Raw genomic sequence first — 4,658 nt, 5'->3', positions numbered from 1 at the left:
TTGCGGGCAAGACCGATCTGCGCATTGGTCGTGGCATCGGTTTTCTGCCCGCACAGCACCAAAAGCGGGCAGCGCAGGATTTTTTCGCGGATGATGTCGTTGTAATCGGCCCGCTCAGTGGGGTCGGCCAGCACCAGATACTGTCCATCCTGAATAGGCGGGCAGATGGGTACATAGCCAAGCGTGTACAATGCACGGCAATAACGGCGCAACGTCTCGGATTTGGTGGTGGTTGCGGCACAAATAAAAGCCCAAGGTCGTTTCATATCAGTGTTCTCCTTTCAGATTTCACATAAAATGACGGGCAGGATTCCAATAGGAATCCCACCCGCACGGCTTATCTCTGGGCATGGATTCCTATTGGAATCCACCCCGGTTTACTTGACTTTTGCGCCCGCTTCCAGCGCAAATTTGACCCGGTCGGTGCCAAGTTTGTAGTAGGCTGCGGTTTTCTCGATGCCTACTGCCTCGTACCCTTCCCGCACAGCGGCCAAAATGGTTGTACCCGCCCCAGCAAAGGGGTCGAGGATACGCCCGCCCGGCTCGCAAATCTGGACAATGTCCCGCATCAGGGGCAGAGACTTTTCGGTTACATGGATGCGGTTGGCAGGGTTCGTGTGCCGAAAGACGCCAGGCAGGCAGCCCACGTTGCGCTGCAGGGGCATGGCCTCCTTCGAGCCCCATACAATGAACTCTGCCTGCTGGCGGAAGCGGCCCTTCTGCGGGCGGCAGGTGGCCTTGTCCCACACCGCGATGCCGCGCCAGATCCAGCCCGACCGCTGCAAGGCGTCTGTCATGGAGGGCAGCTGCCGCCAGTCAATAAACAGGCAGATGGGCGCGCCGGGACGGCACAGGCGGTAGGCTTCGTTCAGCCAGTCGGTCATGAAGTTGGTCCAACTCCGCTGGTCCATCTGGTCACCCGCAAAGTCCGGCAGGGCTTTGTCGGGGGCCATCGAGCTGTATTTCTGGTTGGTCGAGCGGGTCTTTTCGGCGGGCGGGCTGCCGCCGGAGGCGTAGGGCGGGTCGGTGATGACGGCGTCAAACACGCCGTCCTGCATCCCGCGCATCAAGCGCAGGCAGTCGCCGTGCAGGATCGTCCATCCGTTGCCGCCGGTGTGTTCTGGCAGTTCAAACTTGGGCTGCGGGCCAAATACAATGTTGGTTTCGGGTGTTTTGGTCAAAGGCATCTTCCTTTCCGTTAACGTTCGGGTGTGTTGCGGTTTTTACCATCACAGCCAGGGGTCAGGCCGGGGTCGCGGACGATGGCGGCACCGCGTTCATTGAGGCCAATCAGGCGGCGGGTAGGATTGTCCACCGTTTGGCCGGGCAAGATAAAGCCGCGGCCATACACCACGACGCTGCCCGACAAATCCCCCATGACCACGCTCTGGCCGGTCACCACCGGCGCGATGTGGGTAGCGGCATTTTCACGGACGCGCGCATTGCCACATACAATGGCATCGTTGCGGATACAACCGGCCGTGAGGATCGCATTGTCACAGGCAACGGCGTTGTCGTACATGGTGCTGCTGCCGCTGACCAGCGCCAAGTCCTGTGCCACAGCCCGATCATGCAGCTGTGCGCCTCCGCAGACATTGGCTTCGTCCCGGCTGATGGAATCATCATAGAGCCAGGCGTCGTCGCTGTCCTGTGACAGGTTGGCTTCACTCTGCACATAACCGCCGAGGGTGCCGGCCGGCACATCGGTCCCAACCTGCCGCAAGGCGCGGATGCGATGGAGTTCCGGGTAGACCGGGTGAGAAATGTCGGTGATCTCATACTTTTTTGCAGGCTGAGAAGATTTGGTTTGCTGCGGTGTATGCACCGCGGCTTGTTCCAACTGCGGTTCGTTTGCAACCTGCTCCACCGTAAAAGCAAACCGCTCCTCCTGCCAGAAGTGGACATTGAGGTTGCCGTCCTCCACCTGGATGTCTCTTTGCTCAAAACCTTCGCCCCAGCCGTCCGAATACTGGCCGGAAAGGTACTCCTGCAGATCGTTCCAGCCGCGCTCGGTCAAATCCTCATCCACCACAACGGTGGCGCAGCCGCACAGCTCCCCGCCGCGTTCCTCCACAGAGATTCGGATGCTTTTCACATGGGCAGCCAGATAGGGGCTGTTCTCATCATCGAGATACTGTTCCAGGTGGTCGCCCTCCCGCTCGATCTGTTCGGAGATCGCTGCCGCGTAGTCGGACAGTTCATACCCGCTCAATTCCACGAGCTCATCTTCCTGCCAGAACCTGTTATCGTCCGGCAGAAATTCTGCCGTCAGCGGGGAATACAGTTTGAAAGTCAGGTTTTCCATTGCTTCACCTCACATTGTCTTTGAATTTGGTTTGCGTTCTTGCACAATTTTTCGCTTTATTCTTTGTGCGGTATTCCAGTGCCGCCTGCGCCAGGTCGCCATAGTCAAAGCCCTCGATGGGCGGCAGGCGCACCGCCACCTGATACTGTTTGCCATACAGCCTGGCCAGCGCCACAGCCGCGGCGCGGCCGGGCGGATCGTTGTCCAGGCAAAACTCGATTTGTCAACAAAATCGGCATCTACCGCATCCCCGGCAAGCGTCATCTCGGCCATTGCGTCGATGGCCGCTTCAAACACAGCCACCGTTTTGCTTTTCGCCGTTGGTTCGATGCAAAACCCAAACCGCTTGTCGCTGCCGGGGGATTCCGCCTTGAACTGTTTACCGTAGGTGTAGGTGCCGCGCAGGGCAGCATAGCGGGGTGTTCCTGTTTCGTCCCGGCCCACAAATACACAGTTGTGGTAAGGCAGGCTCTCGTAGAGGATGCCGGCTTTCAAGCAATGGTCGATCACAGGTTGTGAGATACCCCGGCAGCGCAGGTAGGCTTCCACCCGCGTGGTGGTCGGCGACTTTTCCGGCGGTTTGAACGGTAGACGCTGGCGTTCCACATCGGCGTGATTCTGCGGTATAAATGCCGGATGCTCATCGCAAAGGAGCTGCACCGCTTCCACAAAGGAACAGCCCTCCACATGGACGAGATAATCCAGCGCCGATTTACCACCGATGCCACGGCTTTTCCAGTGCCAGAGGCTTGACTCGCCGTTGATCTTGAAGCTGTCATGGCTTTTCAGTTCATATTCGCCGCGGGCACTGCTCTTGACAAGGTCGTCTGCCCGGTATCGGCGCAGGAACTCGATGGCTGTCATCCGCCGTGCGGCGGCGACCTGTTCTTTGGTGACGCCGGGCATCTCAGATCAGGGTCGCCATCAGCAGGCCGGTGTGGTCGAGCTTTTCCCAGGGCAGGTCCTCCCGCCCAAAGTGGCCGCCCACCGCTGTGCGGGCATAAATCGGCCGCTGCAGGTCGAGCTCGGTGATGATCCCGGCCGGGGTCAGGTCGAACGCGCTTTGCACCGCCACCGCAAGGCAGTCGTCCTCGCAGAGTAGGCCGGTGCCGAAGGTGTCCACCTCCACCGCCAGCGGCTTTGCCATGCCGATGGCGTAGGTCAACGTGACCTGGCATCGCCGTGCAAATCTGCTGGTGACCAGATTTTTGGCAATGCAGCGTGCCATGTAGGCCCCGCTGCGGTCAAGTTTGGTGGGGTCTTTGCCGGAGAATGCCCCGCCGCCGGTGGGCACAAATGGGCCATAGGCATCCACCGCCAGCTTGCGGCCGGTCAGGCCGGTGTCGGCATCCGGGCCGCCCAGCACAAAATGGCCGCCCGGGTTGAGGATCAGTTCCAAGCTGTCATCGTAGGGCATCCCCTTGAGAGCCGATAAAATCACGTTCTGCCAGATAAGCTCCGTGAGATCGGTGGGGTCCACTTCGGGGGCGTGTTGGAAGGATACCACAATGCGCGCCACCCGCACGGGGCGCTCGTCCTCATACTCAACGATGACCATTGCCTTGCCGTCGGGGCCAAACCGCTTTTGCCCGTCGTTGATGCAGGCCCAAGTCAACCGGCTGGTCAGGCGATGGGCCAGCACCACCGGCAGCGGCAGCATTTCGGGCGTCTCGTCGGTGGCATAGCCCACCACCACGCACTGGTCGCCTGCGCCGATGGCGTTGGGGTCGGATTCGGCGTCCAGCGGGTCGTTGACGGCGGCCTCAATGTCGGGGCTTTGGGGATGGATCAGGCTTTCGATCTCAAAATCCTTGGGATTGTATCCGGCGTTTTCCAGTGCCTCGCGGGTCAGTTTTCCAAGATCCGGCATGACCGTTGTGCTGATCTCGCCGGCCAGGACAATGTGGCCTTTGGTTGCCAGCACTTCGCAGGCCACGCGGGCGTTGCGGTCAAGGGTCAGACACCCGTCCAGCACCGTGTCGGCGATCTGGTCGCAGAGTTTGTCAGGGTGACCGGCGGTCACCGATTCGGCGGAATAAAAATGGGTCATAAAATTTCTCCTTTTATAATAATGTTGGGGCGCAGCCGTCCTGGCTGCGCCCCTTCAGTTCGTCGAAAAAGTCCGTCATGGCCAGATCGGGCTAAGGCGGACTTTGGTAAAATGGGTGAAAAGACCGGAAAAGGAAGCTGTAGTTTGGAAAGAAAAACCGCTTGTTTGCAGCCCCCTGTGTGAGGGGGGCTTCTTGGTTTTCCGCTTCTTTGTGGCCATCTTTTTCAAATTCCTGGCAGCAAATTTAAGTTTCACCCAGTTCGTCACCTGTGCCAAACCTCTGTATTGCGTAGATAGTGTTCA

General features: G+C 59.3%; 5 protein-coding genes. All 5 read right to left on the bottom strand.

Translation table 11 applies throughout. From position 1 onward, the window contains the following. Positions 1–266 (bottom strand): hypothetical protein (locus Q0526_RS01895; RefSeq protein ID WP_298730304.1); only part of this gene is annotated, 266 nt, incomplete at its 3' end. A 111-nt stretch (positions 267–377) separates the two neighbouring features. Continuing rightward, positions 378–1,067: a site-specific DNA-methyltransferase gene (locus Q0526_RS01890; protein WP_366522014.1), complete on the bottom strand. Its 690-nt coding sequence runs from the start codon at positions 1,065–1,067 to the stop codon at positions 378–380. Positions 1,068–1,198: 131 nt separating this feature from the next. Beyond that, entirely contained in the window at positions 1,199–2,305 is a 1,107-nt protein-coding gene (locus Q0526_RS01885) for a hypothetical protein (protein WP_298730300.1), read from the bottom strand. A 9-nt stretch (positions 2,306–2,314) separates the two neighbouring features. After that, entirely contained in the window at positions 2,315–3,211 is an 897-nt protein-coding gene (locus Q0526_RS01880; RefSeq protein ID WP_298730298.1) for a DUF3991 domain-containing protein, read from the bottom strand. Between the two features lies 1 nt (position 3,212). Then, positions 3,213–4,355: a methionine adenosyltransferase gene (metK, locus tag Q0526_RS01875; protein ID WP_298730295.1), complete on the bottom strand. Its 1,143-nt coding sequence runs from the start codon at positions 4,353–4,355 to the stop codon at positions 3,213–3,215. Positions 4,356–4,658: the final 303 nt, after the last annotated feature.

The organism is uncultured Subdoligranulum sp. (assembly GCF_937890665.1).
Note: the sequence above shows the minus strand (reverse complement) of the source record. Positions and strands in the feature narration are given on the sequence as shown.

Bases quoted from the DNA above. Each gene is read 5' to 3' on its own strand.
- Q0526_RS01890 (WP_366522014.1), bottom strand. From the start codon at position 1,067: ATGCGCGGGATGCAGGACGGCGTGTTTGACGCCGTCATCACCGACCCG.
- Q0526_RS01885 (WP_298730300.1), bottom strand. From the start codon at position 2,305: ATGGAAAACCTGACTTTCAAACTGTATTCCCCGCTGACGGCAGAATTT.
- Q0526_RS01880 (WP_298730298.1), bottom strand. From the start codon at position 3,211: ATGCCCGGCGTCACCAAAGAACAGGTCGCCGCCGCACGGCGGATGACA.
- metK (WP_298730295.1), bottom strand. From the start codon at position 4,355: ATGACCCATTTTTATTCCGCCGAATCGGTGACCGCCGGTCACCCTGAC.